At 66.9% G+C, this 21,347-nt stretch carries 17 protein-coding genes and 3 pseudogenes; 15 read left to right on the top strand and 5 right to left on the bottom strand.

Annotated features, from left to right (window positions below; genetic code table 11):
* The first annotated feature begins 35 nt into the window (after positions 1-35).
* The 7 genes from tnpC (at position 36) to JL100_RS32285 (ending at position 7,105) form a co-directional block, all read left to right on the top strand.
* On the top strand, positions 36-1,661 hold the full coding sequence (gene tnpC, locus JL100_RS32315; protein ID WP_202685790.1) for an IS66 family transposase: 1,626 nt from the start codon (positions 36-38) through the stop codon (positions 1,659-1,661).
* Between the two features lies 1 nt (position 1,662).
* Positions 1,663-1,884 carry a hypothetical protein gene (locus JL100_RS32310; protein ID WP_202685789.1) on the top strand — a complete coding sequence of 74 codons (222 nt, stop codon included), beginning with the start codon at positions 1,663-1,665 and terminating at the stop codon, positions 1,882-1,884.
* Positions 1,881-2,795, top strand: a complete 915-nt coding sequence (locus tag JL100_RS32305; protein WP_323378593.1) for a PIN domain-containing protein — start codon at positions 1,881-1,883, stop codon at positions 2,793-2,795. Before JL100_RS32310 ends, JL100_RS32305 begins: the two co-directional genes overlap by 4 nt.
* Positions 2,796-4,423: 1,628 nt before the next feature.
* On the top strand, positions 4,424-5,617 hold the full coding sequence (locus JL100_RS32300; RefSeq protein WP_202685316.1) for a hypothetical protein: 1,194 nt from the start codon (positions 4,424-4,426) through the stop codon (positions 5,615-5,617).
* A gap of 411 nt (positions 5,618-6,028) precedes the next feature.
* Positions 6,029-6,583, top strand: coding sequence for a hypothetical protein (locus JL100_RS32295; RefSeq protein WP_202685315.1), 555 nt, complete (start codon positions 6,029-6,031; stop codon positions 6,581-6,583).
* Positions 6,547-6,810: a hypothetical protein gene (locus JL100_RS32290; protein WP_202685314.1), complete on the top strand. Its 264-nt coding sequence runs from the start codon at positions 6,547-6,549 to the stop codon at positions 6,808-6,810. Before JL100_RS32295 ends, JL100_RS32290 begins: the two co-directional genes overlap by 37 nt.
* A 40-nt stretch (positions 6,811-6,850) precedes the next feature.
* A complete protein-coding gene (locus tag JL100_RS32285; RefSeq protein ID WP_202685313.1) occupies positions 6,851-7,105 on the top strand; it encodes a hypothetical protein in 255 nt (84 codons plus the stop codon).
* Here the strand turns inward: JL100_RS32285 and JL100_RS32280 are convergent.
* Entirely contained in the window at positions 7,102-7,416 is a 315-nt protein-coding gene (locus JL100_RS32280; RefSeq protein ID WP_202685312.1) for a hypothetical protein, read from the bottom strand. The two genes, JL100_RS32285 and JL100_RS32280, sit on opposite strands and share 4 nt — an antisense overlap.
* Positions 7,417-7,556: 140 nt before the next feature.
* Here JL100_RS32280 and JL100_RS32275 point away from each other — a divergent pair, with 140 nt between their 5' ends.
* The gene (locus JL100_RS32275; protein WP_202685311.1) at positions 7,557-8,063 is read left to right on the top strand and encodes a hypothetical protein; all 507 of its coding nucleotides are present in this window, start codon (positions 7,557-7,559) and stop codon (positions 8,061-8,063) included.
* A gap of 136 nt (positions 8,064-8,199) precedes the next feature.
* Positions 8,200-9,465 carry a mandelate racemase/muconate lactonizing enzyme family protein gene (locus JL100_RS32270; RefSeq protein ID WP_202685310.1) on the top strand — a complete coding sequence of 422 codons (1,266 nt, stop codon included), beginning with the start codon at positions 8,200-8,202 and terminating at the stop codon, positions 9,463-9,465.
* On the opposite strand, the pseudogene JL100_RS32265 reads toward JL100_RS32270, so the two are convergent.
* Together JL100_RS32265 and JL100_RS32260 are read right to left on the bottom strand one after the other, a co-directional pair.
* Positions 9,432-10,141 (bottom strand): annotated as a pseudogene (locus JL100_RS32265) (serine hydrolase domain-containing protein); the annotation flags it as partial. The gene JL100_RS32270 and the pseudogene JL100_RS32265 sit on opposite strands and share 34 nt — an antisense overlap.
* A gap of 14 nt (positions 10,142-10,155) precedes the next feature.
* The gene (locus JL100_RS32260) at positions 10,156-11,697 is read right to left on the bottom strand and encodes a hypothetical protein (RefSeq protein WP_228421554.1); all 1,542 of its coding nucleotides are present in this window, start codon (positions 11,695-11,697) and stop codon (positions 10,156-10,158) included.
* Positions 11,698-12,517: 820 nt separating this feature from the next.
* Here JL100_RS32260 and JL100_RS36935 point away from each other — a divergent pair.
* A pseudogene (locus tag JL100_RS36935) lies at positions 12,518-12,715 on the top strand (NAD(P)-binding protein); the annotation flags it as partial.
* Between the two features lie 180 nt (positions 12,716-12,895).
* On the opposite strand, the gene JL100_RS32255 reads toward JL100_RS36935, so the two are convergent.
* On the bottom strand, positions 12,896-13,192 hold the full coding sequence (locus tag JL100_RS32255) for a hypothetical protein (protein ID WP_228421552.1): 297 nt from the start codon (positions 13,190-13,192) through the stop codon (positions 12,896-12,898).
* 113 nt (positions 13,193-13,305) lie between these two features.
* Between JL100_RS32255 and JL100_RS32250 the strand changes: the two genes are divergently transcribed.
* The 3 genes from JL100_RS32250 (at position 13,306) to JL100_RS32240 (ending at position 16,016) form a co-directional block, all read left to right on the top strand.
* The gene (locus JL100_RS32250; protein WP_202685318.1) at positions 13,306-13,860 is read left to right on the top strand and encodes an NAD(P)/FAD-dependent oxidoreductase; all 555 of its coding nucleotides are present in this window, start codon (positions 13,306-13,308) and stop codon (positions 13,858-13,860) included.
* 786 nt (positions 13,861-14,646) lie between these two features.
* On the top strand, positions 14,647-15,360 hold the full coding sequence (locus JL100_RS32245) for a ParA family protein (protein ID WP_228421551.1): 714 nt from the start codon (positions 14,647-14,649) through the stop codon (positions 15,358-15,360).
* The gene (locus JL100_RS32240; protein WP_202685306.1) at positions 15,360-16,016 is read left to right on the top strand and encodes a hypothetical protein; all 657 of its coding nucleotides are present in this window, start codon (positions 15,360-15,362) and stop codon (positions 16,014-16,016) included. Before JL100_RS32245 ends, JL100_RS32240 begins: the two co-directional genes overlap by 1 nt.
* Before the next feature lie 664 nt (positions 16,017-16,680).
* Here the strand turns inward: JL100_RS32240 and JL100_RS32235 are convergent.
* Positions 16,681-17,526: a helix-turn-helix domain-containing protein gene (locus JL100_RS32235; protein WP_202685305.1), complete on the bottom strand. Its 846-nt coding sequence runs from the start codon at positions 17,524-17,526 to the stop codon at positions 16,681-16,683.
* Between the two features lie 990 nt (positions 17,527-18,516).
* On the opposite strand from JL100_RS32235, the gene JL100_RS32230 reads away from it, so the two are divergent.
* Both JL100_RS32230 and JL100_RS32225 read left to right on the top strand, forming a co-directional pair.
* Positions 18,517-19,932: a replication initiation protein gene (locus tag JL100_RS32230; RefSeq protein ID WP_202685304.1), complete on the top strand. Its 1,416-nt coding sequence runs from the start codon at positions 18,517-18,519 to the stop codon at positions 19,930-19,932.
* A 215-nt stretch (positions 19,933-20,147) separates the two neighbouring features.
* Positions 20,148-21,327, top strand: a pseudogene (locus JL100_RS32225) (IS3 family transposase).
* The last annotated feature ends 20 nt before the right edge of the window (positions 21,328-21,347 follow it).

Below are 21,347 nucleotides of genomic sequence, written 5' to 3'. Positions count from 1 at the left end.
TGTCACCAGGGGCGGATTTTTGTTAGACTTGTTCCATGCCGCCGTTGCCCGATGCCCTGCCCGACGACCCAGCCGCCCTGAAGGCGATCATCCTTGCCCAGCGTGAGGAGATGGCCCGCGCCAGGGCCTCGGCGCTGGCCTTCGAGGCCCTGGTCCAGGCGCTCCGGATCCAGATCGCCAAGCTGCGGCGGCAGCGGTTCGGACCGAGTTCGGAGCGGATCGGCCGTGAACTCGAGCAACTCCAGCTGACGCTCGAGGACGTCGAGGTGGCGATGGCCGCCAACGACGCTTCGGCCGAACGTTCCGATGCCGATGACGCCGGGGAGGAGCCGGCATTGCCGAGGACCGAACCGCGCCGGCGGGGTAAACCGCGCCTTCGCGACGACGCGCCGCGCGAGCGGATCGTGCTCGATCCCGGCGACCACTGCCCCGACTGCCGCGGCCCGCTTCGTCTGCTCGGCGAGGACTTGTCCGAGGTCCTCGAGTTCGTCGCGGCCAAGCTCAAGGTGATCGAGACCAGCAGGCTGAAGAAGTCCTGCCGGCTGTGCGAGAGGATCGTCCAGGAGCCGGCGCCGTCCCGGCCGATCCGGCGGGGAATGGCGGGTCCGGCCCTGCTGGCCCATGTCCTGGTCTCGAAGTTCGACGATCACCTGCCCCTGTACCGCCAGGGCGAGATCTTCGCCCGGATGGGGGCCGACATTCCCCGGTCCACCCTGATCGACTGGTGCGGCCAGGCGGTCGCGGCGCTGCGCCCCCTGACCGAGCTGATCCGCGCCGAGGTCATGCGGTCGGACCGGCTGCACGCGGACGATACCCCAATCCGCGTCCTCGATCCCGGACGCCGCGCCGCCGAGGGCAAAACCCGCGGGGTCAAGGAAGGACGGATCTGGGTTTATCTCCGCGACGACCGGCCCTGGGGCGGAAGCGATCCGCCCGCCGTGACCTACTTCTTCTCGCCCGACCGCAAGGGCGAGCACCCGCAGGCCCATCTCGCGGGCTTCGAGGGCGTGTTGCAGGCCGACGCCTACGGCGGCTTCAGGAAGCTCTACCAGCCGGGCGCCGAGGGTCATCGGCGGATCCGCGAGGCGGCGTGCTGGGCTCATCTGCGCCGCGCCTTCCACGACGTCTGGAAGTCCACCGGCTCCCCAATCGCCCTTGAGGCGCTGGAGCGGATCGGCGTCCTGTACGACATCGAGCGCGAGATCACCGGGCGACCGGCGGAGGAGCGCCGCCGCATTCGGCAGGAGCGAAGCCGGGGTCCGGTCGAAGCCTTCCTGGCCTGGTGCGAGGACCGGCTCCGGCGCATTCCCGGCAAGGGCGACCTGCCAACCGCAATGCGCTACTTCCTCAAGCGCGTCGAGGCCTTCTCCCTGTTCCTCGAGGATGGGCGCGTGGCGATCGACAACAATCCGGCCGAGCGGGCGATCCGGCCGATCTCGGTGGGCAGGAAGAACTATCTCTTCGCCGGCTCGGACGCCGGCGGCGCGGTGATCGCGGACGCGATGACGATCATCGAGACGGCCAAGCTCTCGGGTCTCGATCCCGAGGCCTATCTCGCGGCCGTACTCGACCGCATCGGCGACCAGCTGGTCAGCCGCCTGCACGAACTCCTGCCCTGGAACTGGGCCTCCAGCGAGGCGCTCCGGGCACAAGCCGCCTGAAATGGCCGCGATCGGCTCCGTCTTCACCATCGCTCGCGTCGCCGACATGCTCGGCGAGGACGAGGATCTGCTGCACGAGGTCAGTCTCGACATGGAACCCGAGGACGGCGTCCTCTGGATCTACGGCGTCGGAGGCGAGGAAGTCCTGGCGTTCACTGCCTTCGGCATCGAGAGCCTGCGCGACCTCATACCCCTCTACAAAAAACCAGTCCCTGGGCCTTGAACGGCCGGTTACCGACCTCCTGGCGTTCTGGACGGCGTGGCGGCTTGAGGCGCTTGACGCCGTGCGGGCCGATCCAACTGCCGCAGAGCGTCTTGGACCGGCTCCGCGGACGTCGTGAGCAGTTCGAGTTCTCGGCACGAGACGGCCACAAGAGTGCGGGCTACGAGGACGGCAGGATAGTGCTGCACGAGGTGTCGGCGGAGGTGGTCGCAGGCCTGCGCGACGAGATTGACCGTGCCATCGAGTGGGCGGAGGCGAACGCGACCGTGTCGCCGGTGGTGGCGAGCGACGATATGCCGGAAGGCCTGCGGGAGCACCTGCGCATCGGGCGATCCGAGATCTTCGACGGTCTGATCCTCGCCCGACAATCTGGGACGCTGCTCGTCACCGACGACCTGCCCACGCGCGAGGTCGACCGCGTCATGGGAGGCAGTGGCGGCGCTTGGCTGCACGTTGTCTTCAGCGTCGCCTTGGACTGGAAGCCGATCAACTTCGACCACTACGTGCGCTGGTCGGCCCACCTTGTAGATGCGGGACACAATTACCTGGGTGTGTCGGGCGCGGTGTTGGCCCAAGCGGCGCGCCTCGACGCGGCTGCAGGTAATGCGCTCGGCTATCTATTCCGGACCTTGAGCAACATGATCGGCGGGCGCGCTGCAGAGCCGATCTCACACGTGCAGGCGGTGGTCGGCTGCCTTCGCGATCTCTGGAACGATCACCGGACTGTCGGCTTCCGCCAGTCCGTGACTGGGCATTTGCTGCGCCAGCTCATCCGCGAACGGGCGGACTACCAGATTATCCTGCGGACCGTTCTCGCTAGGTCGCAAAGCACGTTCGGACTGTCGGATTATGTGCGGGGTTGGCTGCAGGGCCATTTTCTGCTGCACGCCGTGCTCAAACAGCGGCGGTAATGCGTAGCGGGGACACACTGCTTGACTCGCTTGTCGCCCTGCATCTGTGGATCGGCGTTCAAGCTTAGGCCATGACCTAGGGCGGGTCAAAGTGTTGATTTTCCGAGGAAAAAAGCTCCCAAGATGGCCCTCCATCGGCGCCGATAGAAGGCCACCTCATGAAGCGAATTTCCACGAAAAATCAATGCGGTAGGTGTAGTACGGTCATGGCCTAAGCTTGGACGCCGACCCACATTGACGAGGCGATCCGAGAGGCATGGACGATCCTGTATACCGGGCCAGCGACCTCACCGCTCGCGTGGCGGCTTGCAGCAGCGCTGCTGGCGATAACCGGGGGCACGCAGGCCCATCCGCACTGGGTATCCCCCGATGACCTGTGGCGCGACCGGCTGGCTGTTCTTGCCGACCAGGGCGCCTGGGTGGCGGCCTGGGGGCCGCGGCCGGGCGAGCCGGACTGCCGGGTGCCCCCTGCCCTGCTGCCGGAAAGCCGGACGCGGCGCGAGAACGCCTATCTCCTGTGGCGTTCAACCGTGCGGGTCAGTACCGATGACGACGGCGGGAGCAGGACCACGCACAAGCCACGATCGCGGCGCCGGAATGACGTCGAACAACCCGCCCCTGCCCGCCCGAGGACGCGGCGGAGCAAATCACCCGCACCTAGGCTCGAACCCGGTGGTCGCTCGGAGTGAATGGCCATAGCCCCGAAAACTTGCCTGGCGGCACCCTGCCCCTCCCACTGCTCACAACCCGGTCGCCCTCGTCGGATCGATGCGGAAGCGATCCTGACTGTGCGGCTCCGGCGGATTGCGGTGGCGCCTGCCCTGGCACCACGGCGGACAACGGCGAAAGCGCCATGCCATCGCCGTCCATTCCCCCTGTCACCGCAGAGTAGTTGATGCGAAAAGTTGGTCAGGGATTCCGCGGTGGTTAGTCCCTTTCCTTAGAGAGGTTCATGAGAAAAGGAGAGTTATTCTGGTGAAAAGCTGAGGGTGGATTGAGTGAAAAGTGCTGGACATCCACGCAGTGACAGTGATGGACGCCCTTCGAACCGGAAAAGCCCTCTGTTCGGTCATTTTACCAAACTAGCAGCTATGAGCAAATGGCCGTTTGGTAAAATACCTAAGCGTCACGGCGGTGGTGATGGCCGGTGTACCCCTGCTGCCGGTGGGGACTGGCCGATTGGGACGAGATGAACCGCGAGGGCGTTTCGGCGTCAGGACGCGGCAGGATGTCCGGCAACAGTCAGGTCCCTGCACAGGCTGCGTCCTCAAGCTTCCTTTTCGGAAAAGGCTTGTTTTTCAACAGCGTGCGGTGATGCCCCGCGTCCGGATGGCGGGCTTTTCGCATGAACGGCTCAAAACATTCAGCATGATCCGGTCTGCAAAACAGGGCCTGATAGGGTGCCCAACCGCCCGGAATCCCGCTTTTCTCACGAACTGACCGACAACGACATCCAGCGGCCGGCACGGGGAGCGCTTTTGGATGCGGGAGCAGAGACCCGAGAAAATCATATGGGTTTCAACCTAAAACCGTTTTGGGTTGATTGATAGCTTCAACCTGCTGTAGGGAAACGGTGATTCCACCGATGAGAGGGCTGAGGATGACGGCATGCCGGTGCGGGACGACGGATGGCTGACCTGTTCGTCTCCGGCGGGATCGTCACGGCGCTGGAGCAGGCCGCCGTCGCCGTCGGCCGCCTCGACGCCGCCCTGGCCGGCACCCCGCTCCGCCGGGCCTGGACCTTCTGGAGCGAACTCGACGCCGCCCGCCGCCACGCCGAGGCCGACGGCCGCAAGGTCGATCTGTTCCGCCTCGCCGCCCACCTCCACGGACTGCCGCTCCGGCTCGGCGATACGACCTCCGCTCCCGAGCGCGGCCGCGAAATCGCCGGCCTGAACCACGCGGTCGAGTTGCGCTCCTGGATGGCGGCCCCGGATCCCGACCAAGTGCGCCTGCGCGACATCGCCCTGGACAGCCTGCGGGCCGGGGAAAGCGGACGGCCGGTGCTCGCCGCCGCGGCCCGCGGCATGCTCGACTGGCTGGCGGGACAGGGCAGCCGGCCCGCGATCCGTGCCGCCGTGCCGCTCTACCTGCGCGACCGCGGGCTCACGATCCATACCCTGGCCGCCGTCACCGGCGGCGATGCCCTGCGGGCCGGACCCGACGATCCCGACGGCTTCACGGTGCGCTTCCTTGAGACGGTCGGGCGCGAGGCCGCGGAGGGCCGCGACCTGCTGGTGACGCTGGAGCGGGAGTGGCGCCAGGCCCGTCTCCGGGTCGACCATCGCGCCGGCGCCCGGTCCAACAGCCGGCTGCCGGCGGCGGTCGACCTGCTGGCCGCCTCGCCCCTGCTCAGCATCTCGGCCCTCGCCGAGGCGCTGGGCTGCTCGGTCGAGGGGGCGTCGCGGATGCTGGACTTCCTGGTCCGGTTCGAGGTCGCCGCCGAGGTCACCGGCCGGACCGGCCGAGGCGCCCGGCGGCTCTACGGCCTCAAGCGCCTGCTGCCGATCCGGGCCGAGACCACCGCCGTCCGACGCCGGGCCAGGGGCGGACCGCGCGGGCGGCCGAAACGCGACCTGACCGCCCCCTTCGCCGAACTGGCGGACGAACAGCAGGCGGAGGACAGGACGCCGGACACCGATCCGGTCGAGCCGGCGCGCCTCGCGGCAGTGAGTTTCGACTTCGACGCGCTCGACCGGCTGATCGCCGCAGCCGACGAGCGGACCCGCAGGGTGCGTCGTCTGCTCGGCCGGATCGCCCGCGGCGACAGACCCTTTCCAACCGATGCCGGAACAGAAGAGCCGGGAACCGCCGGATCCTGATTGTTCCACGACCGAAGGGTTGGCTGATTTTCACGCGGTCACGCCGTCCGCTTTGGCGAGCTGACCCCGACCAGGCGAGCTGGATGAGAGCCGCGCCCCTCGTCTCCCGTGATAAGGATATCCTGCCCCTCTGATCCTTTCTACGCCTTTGCCGGGCGGTTTCTGACCCGCTACCGTTTCTCCCCATGAGTGACCGGGAGGGCGAGGCATGCGGGTTTCCGCTCACGACAAGGCAATCGCCGCGATCATGAGGTAGGCGGAAGGGGGGAACGGCGCGGCCGTCTCGACGCCATCATTGCCGACCACCTCGAGCCGGCTTTCAGGCACTTCGACCTCAAGCCAGACGAACTGCCGGATCTGCTCGGACCGGGCGGTTACACCCAGCTGATCGGCTGCGCCTTCGAGGACTTCGTGACCTGCGACTTCGAACCTGACGGCCGGAACGTCGTCGACGACTATCTCAAGCGCGCCGGCTGGAAGGAGCCGGCGCCGGTCAGGCGCTATCTGGAGGCCCTGCGCCGTTCGGTCATGCGCATACACGAGGTCGTCGGCACCACGCCGGGCCGCCACTTCGTGGCCCGGGACATGATCCGCGGCGGCGATCCGATCCAGGTCAAGAACCGGCCGGCTTCCCGGAGCCTCGCCCAATGGGACCGCACCGCCGCCCGAATGTTGCCGCGCGGCACCGAGGTGCCCATGGCCGGCGGCGGCATGCCGCTGACGTTCGAGGACAGCGGTGCCCTGCTCGACGGGTTCACCCAGGCCCGGAAAAGCTTCGCCCGCAGCGTCAAGCGGCGGGCCAGGCAGCAGGGCGTCCCGATCGGCGCCATCGATCGGTGTCCGGTGGCGGACGCCTTTCTCGGCGAGATGGCGCCGCTGTTCACCCAGGCGTGCTGGAAAGGTCGCTGCGCGGCGTTCCGGGCCAGCCGATGCCCAGCCTCGTCAACTTCGACGGTGACAGCCTGATCTTTTCGGAAACACGGTTCCCGATCCAGGAACCCGCCCGGTCCGGCGAGATCGAGAGCCATTTCGACAGCCTACCGGGTCTGGTGCGGGACGAACTTAGGCAGCCCGCCTGGACATGGCTGACCGACATGCCTCCGGGCTGCGCTTTGCCGGGCGCCTCATCCAGTGCGGTGATGATCACGACCTACGATGACCAGGGCGGGCGCCTGCAGCCGAAGACATTGTGACGCGCGCCTACGAGGCTTGGGCGAGCAGGTGCTGGGTCCAATGATCACGGCGACGGCCAGTAACAACGTTCCGCCACTACACAACGGCGACCGCGCAGGCTTGCTGGCCCTGGAGCGCACCGCAGCCGCGCTTGGCCGGCTCGAAAGCGCCGTCACCGGCCACCCGCTGGCGCCGGCATGGCGGCATCGAACCCGCCCGGCGTGCCGGCATGCGGAGACCGATGGACACAGCGTCGACCCGCGCCGCCTGGGCGCCATGATTGAGGGCCTGCGGCTGACCGTGGATCGCCGCTAGTCGCTGGTCGACCGCTCGATCGAGATGGCGGGATACCTGCTGGCCTGCCGGCATGACCGCCTGATGGCCGTGGCGGCGGACCCCGCCGAGCCACCGGCCGAGGATCCCGACAGCGAGCGGACCGAACTGGAGGCGGCGGTCGGGACGGCGCTGGCGCACCTGCGTTCCGGTCCGGCCGACAGTCCGGTGCTGTCGACGGCCGCCGCCCGCCTGATGACTTGGCTGGAGCGATCCGACGACCGCGGCGCGATCCGGGCGGCGATCCCCCGGCTGCTGGTCGAGCGCGGGCTGATGCGGTCCCTGTGTCCCAACCTGACCGGCGATGCCCCGCTGGGCGACGGCCGAGCCATCGCCGGTCGGCGGCTCGTTGTGATCCTCGACACCTTGGCGGAACAGGCGGACGAGGGTGTCCGTCTGCTGTGGACGATGGAGAGAGCGTGGCTGAACGCCCTTGACGCCTTGGAGCAGCGGGCCGGCCGGACAGGGCCGGCGCCGGGCCGTCCGTTCCGACTCTCCCCTGCCCCGCACCGTCACCCTGCCGGCATCCGCGCCGACCCTTGGACCGGCCCAGCTGGCGCGGGTGCTCCGCCGCAGCATCCCGGCCGCGACGACGGCGCTGAACGAGCTGGTCGGCCTCGGCGTCGCGGTCGAGCTGACCGGCCGGCGGACCCATCGCTTGTACGGCCTGCCCGACCTGGTCCCGCTCCGCTTGGCCACTGCCGGGCCTCGCCGCCCGCAGGCCGGCATGATCGGCCGGCCGCCGCTCCGGGACGAGCCGGAATCCGATCGGGACCTGGAGGAGCCGGTGCGGCAGGTGCTGGAAATCTCCGCCCGGCCCCACCGTCATCAGTCTGCCACGCCGGTCGATCTGGATGCGCTGCTGGCGGACACCGACCGGGCGATCGCGCGGACCAAGCGCACGCTGGCGGGATTGGCCGCGAGCCGGCTCCCTTCCTGAACGCTGTCGGCATGGTCCGCATGCCGACGGGACGCGAGCGCCCCAGCCAGCCGAATCGCCATACCCGAATCGATCGAGGCCGGCCATGGTGATAGGCTGTTTCCCACGGCAACAACATCCACGGCGGGTAACAGGAATGTCGAAGGTGCACTGCGTCCGCACGATCCGCATCGCGGAACGGCCCAACCTCATCTGGGTCGAGATCGAGACGGACGAGGGCCTGACCGGTCTCGGCGAAAGCTTCCGCGGCGCCCAGGCCGTCGAGGCGGTGGTCCACGAGCAGGTCGCCCCTTGGCTGGTCGGCCGCGATTCCCGCCGCATCGAAGCGGTATCGCGCCATCTGATGACGCCCTACCTGGGGTTCCACAGCACCGGGGCCGAGATGCGCGCGGCCAGCGCCATCGATCTCGCCCTGTGGGATCTCGCGGGAAAGCGTCATGGAGTTCCGGTGCACGAGGCTTTGGGCGGGGCGGTCCGGACGGAGATCCGCGCCTATAACACCTGCGCCGGCTATGCCTACAACAGCGGCGGCGTCGCGCGCCGCGCCATCCACGCCGCGGACGCTCCTGCCGGCCCCTATGACGATCAGATCGCCTTCATGCGCGACGCCGGCGGTCTAGCGGAAAGCCTCCTGGCGGAAGGATTCACGGCCATGAAGATCTGGCCGCTCGATATCTACGCCGATGCTTCGGGCGGCCAGATGATCGGCTTGGCCGACCTGAAGGCCGGGATCGAGCCGTTCCGCAGGGTCCGTGCCGCGGTCGGCGACAGGATCGACATCATGTGCGAATTGCACAGCCTGTGGAGTGCCGGCGCCGCCCTCCGGATCTGCCAGGCGCTGGAAGAGTTCGACGTCTTCTGGGTCGAGGACCCGATCGCCAAGATGAGCGATGCGAAGGCCCTGGCCGACCTGCGCCGCCGCACACGGGTGCCCGTCTGCGGCAGCGAGACGCTGGGCGGCGCCGTCTCGTTCCGGGGCATGCTGGAGGCTGACGCGGTCGACGTCGTCATGCTCGATCTCGCCTGGTGCGGCGGGTTGACGGAGGGGCGCAAGATCGCGGCCCTGGCCGAGGCCTACGCCAAGCCGCTGGCGCCCCACGACTGTACCGGGCCGGTGACCCTGATCGCGGGCCTTCATCTGGGCCTGCACGCCCCGACCGCGATCTTCCAGGAGGTCGTCAGGGCGACCCTGGCCACGTGGTACCGGGATCTTGTCACCGACCTTCCGGTGATCGTGAACGGCATGGTGCAAGCGCCCACCGGGCCGGGCCTGGGCACCGCGCTCCTGCCGGAAGTGCGCGGACGCGGAGATGCGGTGATCCGCGAGACCGGCCAAGCCCGGCGATCCGGGCCGGGGTCCAGCAGGGGTCAGGCGGCCTTGGTCCGCTTCAGGCAGGAATAGAGGGCGGATTCGAAGTCCACATACCCGCTGAACGACACGCGGGCGCCGAAGGGCAGGATCTGCGTCGCCCAGAACCCGCCATAGCCGTTCTTCCGGTCGATGAAGTAGAACAGGTTGGCCAGCCCCGCCCATCCGAGGGATTTGGCAGGCCTTCCGGTAGGCGCCTCCTCGTCGTTGACCATGAAGGTGAAGGACCAGGATTTCGACAGGCCGGGGAACAACTCCGCGTCGTGGGCAGCGACGGGATCACGCCGGGAAGCATGGAGACCTTCATGTCGCCGAGATGGTTCTTCTCGGCCATGGCCACGGTTTCGGGTTTGAGGACGCGCCCGTGCTCCCCCTGCCCGTCCTTGAGCCACATGCGTATGAACCGCATGTAGTCGCCGACCGTCCCGTAGAGGCCATGGCCGCCCATGTGGACCTCGGGATTTGCAGGCAGCTCGAAGTCCATCGGCGTCAGGGAGCCGTCCGGATTGCGCGCATGCATCCCGGCAAGCCTGCGCCGAAGCCCGTCATCGAGTTCGAACGTCATGTCTCGGATGCCGAGCGGTTCGAAGATGCGCGTCGTGAGGACTTCTCCCAGCCTCTGGCCGGTGATGCCCTCGACGACTTGCCCGCACCCGTCGATGTTGCTCCCGTATTCCCACTTCTCGCCCGGATCGAACAGCAGGGGGCTGAACCTCTCCAGCCCTATAAGGCGGGAGTTCTGGGGGTGCGTGTGCCGGAACTCTCCGCGGCTCTCGCTTGCGCTACAGCATCCGCGGCCTCGTTCCAGCGGCCCTCCCCCTGCGACGGACGATCCGCTCCGACGACACCCCCGTTGCCGGGGCGGGCGTGGGGACGGGCAAAGCCCGCCCCGCTCGCGGATTGCTTCAAGCCCGACGCCGCCCGTCTCAGCAGCGGTTCCGCAGCCGCCCAGTGCCGTCGGCACCGGGATGCGTCGAGCCTGTCCCGGTCGACGAAGCGCGCCAGCCAGGCCGAGTACAGGTCGCGCTGCACCCGGCTGCCGTCGGCGAACACGTGCCACCGCTGCGACAGCGGCTTCCTCACGTACCCGCCCGTGTCATGGCTGAACTGCGACAGTCGCGTCGTCCGCGTCGCGAACTCGACCACCGAAACGCCGGCACTCGCAGCCTTGCGCTTCAGCGTCGAGACGAACAGGCAAGGCGCGCGCCGCTTCACGCTCCGGCCGAAATTCCTCTGGAAACTCTTGTAGCTCACCTTCTCCGTCTTGATGAGGTTGCCCCAGGCCAGCACGCGGTTGGCGAGTTCGCCCTGCGCCCGCTTGCGTTCCGACGCCAGGCGCCGCTCGCGGTCTGCCCTCTTCGCCGCGAGTTCGCGGTAACGGCGCGAGCGCACCGTGATCCGGGCACCCGGGCGATACGTGCCGTCGTCGTTGAAGGCGTCGGGGTTGGTGGCGCGCCGCGACCGGTCCAGGGCGCGCTGCAGGCGGCGGATCACCGCGTCCATGTCGGCCACGCCGGGGCAGAACGGCTCCAGCGTGGCGTCGGTGTCCGACACGGCGGCGATGGTGCTAGGACCGAGGTCCAGGCCGACGACACCGTCGCCGAGCGGCAGGCGCTCCTTGCGCGGGGCCAATCCCTCCTGCACCAGTTGCGCATACCAGAGCGTCTTGCCGCGCACGCTGCGCAGCAGGATGCGGACGTACTTGGTGCGGCACGACAGCGCCTGCTCCTGCCAGCGGTCGCGGTCGCGCGGGTCGAGCATCAGCGGCAGCACGAGACCGTCCCACAGCACGACCGGCCTCTCGTCCTGGCAGCGGAGCCGGATCACGGCGTCGCCCTTGCCCTCGACCGAGTGCAAGCGGTTCCGGCCCTTGAGGCGCGGCCGGCCGCGCTTGCCGTAGGCGTGCATCTGCACCGCCTTGAAGGCGCGCAAGGACGTGGTCTGGGTATCGTGGCTGCCGATGTGGTCACCCAGCCAGCAGGCGTCCCGGCACGCCTCTGCGTGCTTCTGGATGGACGCCGAGGAAAACCCGAAGCGCTGCATCGTCGACTTGAACAGTGCTGTTCGCTGCTTGCCCTTGGCCATGGCGCGGGCCGCCTGCCAGTCCTTCGAATGGCGCATCAGGGCGAGACGCCTCAGGCTTTCACCCAGGCAGGCATTGTAGACGTGGCGGGCCGCTTCCAGGCGCACCTCCAGCGTTCGCTCGTCCGCGGCGGTGGTGCGCAGCGGGAACTCGGCGATGAAGGAGGGGGTCTTGGCACGCATCGTGTGATTCTAGGGCTCTGTATATCTGCTTTCCATCTTTCGTTTTCGCCTGCGGAGAGGGGCGGCGTTGTCCCCATGGCTCAAGCAAAGGGCTTGCGCGCCGCCAACGTCCCGTGCTCGGTCAGCTGACTCTTGGCCACGGATTGTTGGGTCCGGTATGACACCCGATTCGCGGTCGTGGCGAACGGGTCGGGCAGGCCTTGGCGCCCGTGATCGGGGGCAGCTTGGCCGAGATCCTAGGTCAGCAGGAGGACCGCCTGGCGGCTCTCGGGCCACGCGGTGCGCTCCCATGAGCATGTCCTAAAGATCCCTCCCGATGCGCGACAGGCCGACATCGTCAGGGCGACTGGCGCCGTGCGGAACGGGGGACACCATGGGCTGCGTGATCCCGGTCCACGCGTCCGCGGTTTGCCCCCGGACTTACTCACGGGATGAGCGGCCAACCCACCTGTCAGAAAGACCAGCCGATCTGAGCTTCTACCGACGGCGGTCGTCCCCGTTTACCAGGTAAACGGAGAGATACTGCCCTCTGAACGGCGATCCTCGAAAGTGCCTCGCGACCGACCGCGCGGCCCTGCCCTTCCACGAAACGCGCGGCGCGGCGACGCAACATCCCGGGCCAGCTCTATCCCGGCCACATAGATGTTCCTGACGCGATCACCCGGCGAACGTCAGGAAGCGTTCGTTACAGCTGGCTTGCGGTACCGGCATCCTGCCTGCGTGCGCGCCGACTGCCAGATCCCGGGACGATGCAGCGCGTCTCCCGGCCCCGGCTGACCACAACGGCGGTCCGACAAAATAATAACGGGGAAACGGCAGAATGGCTGCGGACATCGATTGTTCGGGTTGGACTGGGCCGAAACCGCTCCAGGGAAGGCTGGACGCGACGATCGTCGGCGCCAGCATTGCGGGGCTATACCAGCTGCATTCTCTCAGGAACCAGGGGCTTAGCGCCAAGGCGTTTGACAGCGCGTCCGATGTCGGCGGCACCTGTTACTCTAAGCGCTATGCGGGGGGCACGCCTCGACACCGATGCCTGTATCTACCAATACCTTCTCGCGGAGGATCGGTACCAGGGATGAAGCCGCCGCGAGCGGTACCCTGGACAGCCGGAAGTAGAACGGTGGATGCACGACGTCGCCGACCTCCTCGACGTCCGCAGGGACATCCAGTTCGGGACGGCCACCAACAGTGCCCTTTAGAACAAGGACGCCGCCTGCTGGACGGTCGCGACCAGCCGTGGCGAGAGCATCGACATCCGGTTCCTGATCACCTGCTGCTGGATGCTCTCGGCTCCGCTGAGCGATCCGTTCCCCGGCCGCGATGGTTTCAGGGGACCGATCCTGGACACCGCGCGGTAGCCTTGCGAGCGGGTCGAGTTCGTCGGCACGCGCGTCGGCGTCGCCGTCGTGGGGGCGACCGGTATCCAGGTCATCGCTGCGGAGGTCGGGTATTCGAAGGTTCTCGGGCGGACGCCCCAGTAGGTCTTGCCCATGAGGAAACGTCGGTACGGCTTCCGACGTGGTGGCTTACAAGGAGTGATTCGACGAACTGGAAGCGACTCTTCCGCACACCTTACACCGGCTTAGGGTACGATTTACAGCACAGATGGACGGATCTGACGCCGGCGCGCCGCCGCGAGGTGCTGGAAAAAACTACGAAAAGGGCTTGCTGAAGCTCTGGCTTGCCTCCTTGGCGGAGATGTTCTTCGAAGAAGCGGTCAGCGAGGAAATCTCCAAATTCGTGCGCGGGAAGAGGAGGGCACAGCTGAAGGACCCAAGGCTCTGTGTTCTTCACGTTCCGCCCGGCTACGGGTTCGGACCTCGCCGCGTCCCGCTGGAGGCTGGTCATCTCGAAGTCTATCACCCCCCGAATGTCGAAGCCGTCGGCATCGCCTGCAACGCAATCGAGTGCATGACCCCGGATGGCATCAGGACCGCCGACGACACACTCCATGAGTTGAATATCATCACCCTCGCGACGGGGTTTGATTCGGGCGCCAGAGCCCTGACCCGGATCGACATCCGCAGGCGGGGAGGGCGCCCGCTCCGGCAGGCCCGGGGCAGGGACATCCGCACCACCATGGGCCTCCAGGTGCATGGCTATCCCAACCTGTTCACGACGGTCGCTCCCTCGACCCATCGGCTGCCCTGTGCAACATGACGGAGCACGGGCCGTTGGCGGCGCGCAAGCCCTTGGCTGGAGCCCATAACGTTACGCCCATCTCAGTCCCTCATGGGGGTGAACACCGCGCTTGGCTGTCGACTCAGTGTTGATCGTGGTTTGCCTGCTGGAGGCGACGGGCGGAAGAGCAGTGGTCGACGTGTGACCTGGAAGATCGCCGGCGGATCCGGTGGGCCGTGGCGCTGGAGGCCAGGGCGAGCACAGCGATCAGAACCTGCCCCGGCAGGTGGCCGGCATGACCGACCTGAAGGCGGCCTACCGGCTGCTCGACAGCGAGGGGGCCACCCTCGGGGTGCTCACGGCGCCCACCGAGGCCGGGTTCGACAAACCGCCGGCCGGTCCCACGATCCCGTCCTGTTCATCCAGGACCAGACTCCTTTTCCGGACCATATCCGGCGCTGCCCTGAGCGGTCGCTTCTTGTCGTCCACCCAATGCTTGCCTGGCGGGGGACGACCACCGCGGCGTGCGGCCCGCTCAAAGTCCGGCCGGTACTCAGCCTGCCAGGCAGCTCCGCAGCTTCCGCAGCTTCCGCAGTACTCAACTGCCGCCGCGAAACGCGTTCATGGTGCTCATCAAGTCGTCACATGCGGGTCTCTTGTGACGCCCCGTCTTGCCGCTGCGAACCCGTTTACCGGGTAAACGGGACACACCGGCCGGTCAACCGCGTCGCCGCCGCGTCATGCTGCTGTTCTTGACTTGCCGTTTCCTATAAGACCGTCGGGATTACCAATCACCAGGGGGTGGCCATGGTGGACGATGCGGTCATGATGAAGAAACCCAGGTCGAAGAAAACCAGTGGAACGCCGGCACCGGACGGTGCGGTCGCGGAAACGGCCAAGCTACCGCGGAAGCTGCTCATTTCCGGAAGCAAGGGCGGCATCGGCAAGACAGGATGCAGCCGCATCGTCGGGGTCGCCGCGAGCCTGGACGGACTGCGGGTGGCGCTCGTCGATACCGACGACCAGAGAAGCCTTGCCGCCTGGCATACCCTGCGGGACGAATCCGGCTACGAGAGCCTTGCGAAGCTCGACTGCTTCCCGATGGACATCACGACCGCTCCCGAGGAGATCGAGAAGCTGACCGGCTACGATCTCGTCGTGATCGACACGCCCAACGCCGTCCAGGCCTACCGGGACGCGGTGATCCGCCTGATCGGCCTGGCGGACTTCGTCCTCCTGCCGACGGGAATGACCTTCGACGACCGCCGCTCCGCCATACCCTGGATGGGCGTGATGAAGCACTACGGCAAGGAGGCCGCGTTCGTCATGAACCGCGTGAAGCGGGGGACGGTGGCGTTTCGCGACGCCAAGAAGCTGCTCCTGAAGGAGGGCCGTCTCTGCCCGGTGGACATTCCCGATCTCGAGCACATCCATTCCTTCGCCGACCAGGGCCTATCCGCGGTCGACATCGACAATGCCAAGGGCCGCGACGACTGCATCGGGCTGTGGCACTTCGTCCGTAACGAAATGAGGCTGTGATGGTCAGTCTTACTCAGGCGAAGAAGAAGGCCGCCGTCGCCGACACCCGGGCGCTGTCCTTCATCGGCGACCCGGAGGAGACCCGCGCCGTGCCGGTCGCGCCGGACGCCGGCCTCGAGCGCATCGTCGATCCCGAGGATGTCGACGCGTTCCGGGAGCATCTCGACCGCCTCTGGCGTGAAACCCGTCAGCGCGTGCTGGCGATCGGCCGCAACCTGCTGAACGCCCTGGAGAAGCTTGAGGACCAGCCAGGGCGTTTCGAGCGGCTGATCGAGGGACTGCCGTTTTCGCGCCCGATCGCCAGCCAGATGATCGCCATCGCCAAGGCGGTGGAGGAGCGGAAGCTGGTCGAGGAGGAGATCCCTCCGTCCTATTCCGTCGCCTACCAGCTGACCACCCTGTCCGACGAGGAGATCAAGCGCGCCCGTCAGTCCGGCCTCGTGCGGCCGGACATCGGGCGCAAGGACATCATCGATTTCAAGCGCTCGCTGCGCGCCGCCAAGCCCCGCCAAGGCACCCTCGACCTGCGCCGGCTGAAGGCTCAGCGCGACCGTCTCCGCCGCGCCCTGGCGGAAGTCGAGGACAGCATCCGCCTCCTGGAGGGCGGCGGCGTCCAGGATACTGCGCATCGCGGAGTCGACATCGTCGGCGACTGAGCGGTCCGGCAGCCGTCCGCCGGACGGCTCCGATGCGGGATCCGGCGGCGGACCGGCAGCCTCGTCGGGAGAGGGAAGGGGAGTACCGGCGATCCTGCCGGGCCATTTGCCCTCTGCCACCAGCCGCGCCTTGATCTCCTCGAAGCGCGCGATCTCGGCCTGTCGTTCCGCCCTCCGGCGGTCCTCCAGGGCGGCGCGGTCCTTCGCCGAAAGCGGTCTCGGCGCTTCCAGCAAGGGGGGCATTTCCAGGCAGCGCTTCAGGCGGTCCCGCTGCTGCCGGGCTTCCCGGACCAGCGACTCGCACAGGGTCCGGAACTCCCCCGGATGGGGAGCCCGGCGGTTGTTCGGATCGCGCCGCCAACTGCGGCAGGCTTCCTGGACCGCCCAGAGTGGGTATTCCTCGACATCCTCGCCCCACTCCGCGGCGATATCCTCCTCCATCTCCGGAGGCCTGTCAGCTTGCCTGTATCTGGACAGCAGGACGGCGATGGCCCGCATGGCCCTCCCGTTCTCGTCCCAGTCCTGCGGACGCAGGTAGTCGTCGAACCCGGCAAGTATCCGCCGTGCCTCCGTGACTTGGCAGGCGGGCAGGGGAGCGGGGTGCCACGGCTTCTCGGCGGTCCCCACGAAATCGGGCCGGCAGGGCGCCGTGTCGTCGCCGGGATCAGGCGTGGTGAGCGTAACGCGCTCGCCGTTCAGCAGCCGCGCGAGCCCAGGCGTCAAATCGGGCTTGGCCGGCAGGCCCCTGGGTCGCGCCGCCTCGGGGGAAACCGGAGCGCGGGGCAGGGCGTCGGGGGTCGCGGGAAGCGTCGGGGCACGCATGCGTCTTCCTTTCGGTGAGCAGCCAGCGGCGGAACAGGCTCGACGGGTCGGTGAGCGGCCTGCCGCCGTGATGGAGGATGAACTTGCGGGTAACCAGGGCGACGTCTTCCGGCGTGAGGTCGCTCCGGTGGTCGCGGGCGAATACCAGGTCGGACGGGTCGGGCGTCCAATCGTCGCCCAGGACCGTCGGTTCTGCCGCGACCGTCATGCCGGTCCCGGAATTTCCCGCCTCCCGCGCGCCAGCGCCTCCAGGGGGAGAGGTTTGTTGTTCAAGGTGTTCTGTGTCGCGCTGGACGACAGCAGCCTCCGCCGACAGATGCTCGGCCGGTAGATCCTTCGAAGGCGAAGGGCCCGCCCTTTCGGGCTCGCTGTCCAGGTCGTCGGAAAAGATCCGGAACAGGGCTTCATGCCCCGCAAGACGGTAGGTGCAGGTGCGGATCCTCGGGTTCGGATGCCGGCCCTTCGCGATCAACGCGAGATCCACGAGCTTCGCCAGGATACGGTTGACGGTACTGCGGTCGAGCTTCGACTTGGCGGCGATCGTGGATTGCGAAGGCCAGCACAGGCCGTGTCGGTCGGCATGGGCGCAGAGGACGAACAGGACGGCCAGGTCGGCGGCGCCCAGGTCGGGGTGGTCCAGATAACGGGCCGGAACGAGCCCGATCCTCTGCCTGGAACGGCATTCCATGCAGCAAATCCTTTCAAGTCGTCAATCGGGTCGGGTCGTCGTCATCTCGGCGCGATCCGTCCTGACCATCTCCCGTCCGGCGATCGTTCGACTGCCGCCGGGACCGGGCATGGAGGAGGACCGCATCCGGATGGCCCGCTCCCTCATGGGGTCTACCGACCGATTCACACGCTGATGTTCGGTTTTTCCCCGCCAATATGGCCCCCACCGCGTCATGGTGACGGCCAGGGGTGGATAAAGGCGCCGGCGCACCTGCCATCATGCCGTCAGCGGCGTCAGGGTGACGGGTCGTGGGGCATGGTGGTGCGAGCTTCCGCCTGCCATCAACCCCCCCGTCGCGTCACCCTGCGAATCGCAACTCCGCATCGATCGGAATGCCCCTGGGCACTGGTTCGTTGGGCTTGCCCGGGTCCGCGGGGTTCTCGACCAAGGCGCCATCATGCCCCCCGGGACGTCAAGGTGACGTAGTTGGAGGCATGATGGCTCCAAAAGCGTGCCCTGGGAGGGGGGTGACGTGTTTGGGGGCATGATGGCATCCGGAAGATCCTGGAGGATCAGCCATCATGCCCTCGGATACGTCACCCTGACGTGCCTGGGGCGTCGGTGGCGTCGAAACCGTTCTGACGCTTCAATGTCACCCTTTCGGTCGGCGCCCATGGCCGCGAAGGAAGGGCTTTGGGGATGACGCGGTGCGATCGACCATCCCGCACACCTGCCGAATCGGCGTGCATGGGCGTTCAGTGCGGGCGCCATCATGGACCCGGACAGGTCATCGTGACGTATAGGAGGCCGTGATGGCCTCAGCCCGGGATGACGCGGGGGTTTGGCTGGCCTCCAAGTCGCCCTGTTCGGTGCTGCTGGCGCCTTTATGGCCCCCGGCGCGTCATGTTGGACAACCCGCCGCCTTTCGACGGGTTGTCAGGATGGCCCCGAACAGGTCACCATGACGTCCTGGGGGCCATCATGGAGCGGGCCCCGGGAGAGGTTCTCGTGCAGGATTTCGATACCGACAGTTTCGATGCCGCGCTGGGCGGCTGCGGCAGGGGTGCTACCGGTCCGGCCGGCACCGGCAAGGTGCCGGAGGTCCTGCCGCCGGATCCGGCCTTGAGGACCAGCCCGCTGGCCGTGTCGAACTGGATCCACGGCGATCCCAGCTTCCTGAAGGTGCGGGAACTGATCGAGGTCGTGGATCCAGAGCTGTCGGTCACCGACCGCAAGCTCCTCGACGCCATGCTGGCCCACGCCACCGACGCCGTGGTGAGCGTCGTCGCCAGCGGCAAGTCGTCTCCCGGCACGATGCTCTACTCCGCTCTCGCGACCGACATGAAGCGGGCGATGGGATGGGAAGGGCATAAGAGCAACAAGAGCCTTCTGGCGGCGGCCCGGAAGCTGCAGGGGTCGGTCATCACGATCGGCTACTTCGCGCCGGGCGACGACAATCTCCGCCACATGAACATCAGCCTCGTCACCCTGTCCGATGTGCCCGAGAACCAGGGCATCGTGTATTGGCGCTTCAGTCCCGAGCTGGAGAAGCTGATGTCCACGCGGGGCGAGCGGTTCCTGGTGCAGCTGAAGGTGCTGGCCAAGCTCACCTCCGGCTACAGCCACCGCCTCTACCAGCTCCTCTGCGCCAATGCCGACCGCGAGACCTTTTCCTGGACGGTGTCGGTGGGCGATCTGAGGCAGGTGCTGAACGCGGCCGCGGCGAGTTACGACTCCTGGGCGGCGTTCGAGCGTCGCGTGCTCAAGGTGGCCGTGGACGAGATCAACCGGTATGCCGCCTTCCGCGTCCGCTACGAGTTGATCGCGGATGAGCGGACGCGGCGGCGGACCCATGTGACCTTCGTGGTGGAAGGACCGAGCAGCGCGCTTCCGCCCGCCAAGATGGAGGCCGAGCCGCAGGACCTGCCAGGGCAGCTCACCCTCGACCTGCCGGCGGTCGATCCTGCTTGCGAGATCGATCCGGCAGCATTGGCCCGCAGGCTGACGGCCCAGACCCGCGAGCGTCTGCGCGCCGATTACGGCCACGCGCCGATCGACGACCTGGTGGTGGCCTGGGCGGAATGGTGCGCCCGGCACGGCGTCAAGGTCGACCGGCCCGCCCGGGTGTTCGAGCGCTGGCTGACCACCATGTTCGGGGACTTGGTCCTGGCCGTGCAGCAGGGCCGTCCGGCGGATTGGACCGAAGCCCTGGGCCGCGACCTGGACCAGCCCAACTGCAGGGCCATGTTCTCGCTCAGCAACATGGTGGCCCAGCAGCGGCAGCGGTGGCTGAACCTGGCCCGGCGCAAGGCCGCCGACAGGTCTCCCCGGTCGAAGCTGCCGGGGACGTCGGTCGAGGCGGTCCATTTCCACGAGTGGGTCCACCTCGTGCTCGACGAGTTCGCCATGGCCCATCCGGTGTGAGTTGCCGGTTTGGGAAGTGATGGCAAGGCGGGGGAGGGCGGGAGCCGTCGGGTCGGGAACAATACCGTTAACCAAAGCGTAATCCATTTCGCGGTTTAAGAGCCCGTTTGATCATTCGAAAGACCTACAACATGATGAGTTTTTAAGCATTTTGACCTTGCCCCCGTGCAGCGCCTCCCATAGCCGGATAAGATCGGCGAGAGGATGGAGGCGGAATGACGAAATCAACAAGGGCACGCTACACGCTGGAGTTCAAGGAAGAGGCCGTTCGTCTGGTCACCGGTGGCGAGCGGGTGGCGACGGTCGCCAGGAATCTCGGCCTGTCGGAGCAGACGTCACATAACTGGGTCAAGGCAGCCGGCAACGGTGGGTTGAAAAGTTCTGTTACACCGGCAGTCAGTGCTGAACAAATGGAAATCAGTCGTCTACGAACGGAATTGTCGCGTGTAAAAATGGAGCGCGACATATTAAAAAAGCAGCGGCGTACTTCGCCAGGGAGTCGCTGTGAAGTACGCCTTTATCGAGCGGCACCGACGGGACTGGCCTGTCTCGATACAACGCTCTGTCCTGGATGTCAGTGCCAGAGGATTTCATCAATACCTGCGTCGGACAAGAATCCCCGACAAGGACGTGGGGCGCGTCAGTGACATGGCCCTGCTGACCCACATCAAGGCGATCCATGCCGAAACCAGGGGCGCCTATGGATGACCTCGGATCTGGCGTGAGCTGCGGCATCGAGGCTTTCGGGTCGGTAAGGAACGGGTGCGCAGGATGATGCACGACAACGCCATTCGGGCGCGGTCAAAGCGGAAATACAAAGCGACGACCGACAGCAATCATGGCTTACCAGTCTCGGACAACCTGCTGAACCGTAACTTCCAGCCGAAACGGCCGGATCTGGTGTGGACCGGCGACATCACGTATATTGCTACGCAGGAAGGCTGGTTGTACCTGGCCGTCGTCATCGACCTGTTCAGCCGGCAAGTGGTCGGCTGGGCGACGGGCGAGCGCATGACACGACACCTCGTGATCGATGCCCTGACCATGGCATGGTTCCGGCGACAGCCGGCGAAAGGTTTGATCTTCCATTCGGATCAAGGCTCGCAATATGCCAGTACCGATTTCCAAGCGACCTTGCGCCGCTACGGCATACGCGGATCGATGAGCCGCAAGGGAAACTGTTGGGATAACTCGGTGACGGAAACGCTTTTCGGCTCGTTGAAGGTTGAACGCCTGCATGGCATGCACTTCGAGATCCGGCGCCAGGCCAAAGATGAGGTTGTTGACTGGCTGACCTTCTACAGCCGGAACAGAATGCATTCTACCCTGGGCTACACAAGCCCGATGGCGTTCGAGGAAAATTGGCGTCGCCAGCAGAAAACGTTGGCGGCATAACTCAGGCGCTATGGAAGGCG

It is taken from the genome of Skermanella mucosa (genome assembly GCF_016765655.2).
GTDB classification, from domain to species: domain Bacteria; phylum Pseudomonadota; class Alphaproteobacteria; order Azospirillales; family Azospirillaceae; genus Skermanella; species Skermanella mucosa.
Note: the sequence above shows the minus strand (reverse complement) of the source record. Positions and strands in the feature narration are given on the sequence as shown.